Consider the following 294-nt stretch of genomic DNA (forward strand, 5'->3'; position numbering starts at 1 on the left):
CGGCGGCGCGGGCCTGTCCGCCGTCAAACGGCTGCCGGGATCGATTTGTTAAGGTGTAGCTCCACACCCCTTGACCTCTCATTCCAGGAGTACCGGATGACCGGATTGTTTATCGTGGTGGCGGCGTTGGCATTCCTGATGCTGGCGGCGTATCGAGGCTACAGCGTGATTCTGTGCGCGCCCATCGCAGCCATGGGCGCGGTGCTGTTGACCGACCCGTCGGCGCTGGCGCCCGTGTTCTCGGGCATCTTCATGGAGCGCATGGCGGGCTTCGCCAAGCTCTACTTCCCCGTC

The 294-nt window shown here is 63.9% G+C and carries 1 pseudogene; it reads left to right on the forward strand.

Annotated elements, in window-relative coordinates:
• Positions 1-96: 96 nt before the first annotated feature.
• A pseudogene (locus SB751_RS29470) lies at positions 97-294 on the forward strand (GntP family permease); the annotation flags it as partial.

The sequence above is a fragment of the Cupriavidus sp. SIMBA_020 genome, from assembly GCF_046535395.1.
Taxonomy (GTDB): Bacteria; Pseudomonadota; Gammaproteobacteria; order Burkholderiales; family Burkholderiaceae; genus Cupriavidus; species Cupriavidus campinensis.